This window comes from Shewanella sp. AS16, assembly GCF_021412365.1.
Taxonomy (GTDB): Bacteria; Pseudomonadota; Gammaproteobacteria; order Enterobacterales; family Shewanellaceae; genus Shewanella; species Shewanella salipaludis.
In genome coordinates, this window is record NZ_JAKCLK010000350.1 from 1 (window position 1) to 286 (window position 286).

Annotated in this window: 1 protein-coding gene and 1 pseudogene; one reads left to right on the forward strand and one right to left on the reverse strand. The window is 42.7% G+C overall.

From position 1 onward, the window contains the following. Nucleotides 1-227: pseudogene (gene tnpA, locus LZP73_RS20605) on the reverse strand (IS200/IS605-like element ISEc41 family transposase); the annotation flags it as partial. Nucleotides 228-239: 12 nt separating this feature from the next. Between tnpA and LZP73_RS21620 the strand changes: the two are divergent. Beyond that, on the forward strand, nucleotides 240-286 hold a 47-nt coding region (locus LZP73_RS21620), incomplete at its 3' end, for a helix-turn-helix domain-containing protein (protein ID WP_442800784.1).

Genomic DNA, 286 nt, shown 5'->3' on the forward strand with positions numbered 1-286 from the left:
TCGCCGTCACATTCCTTTAACTCGGCGCCAAAGTCCGCGCATACCTCCGCTACATACTGACGCATGTTTGCATGATGCAATTCACCAAAAACTGGACGGCGGTATTTTGTCATAAAAACAACGTGAACATGCAACAGGTAAGCTGAATAGCGTGAACGATTGATTTCGCACACGTATTGACCCTCCCAAAAAAATGTGGATATATTGTACATTCTAAACAACCACATACTGAATGCAAAATGTTAATCCAGAAAGCATATAAATACAGGCTCTACCCCACTGACCA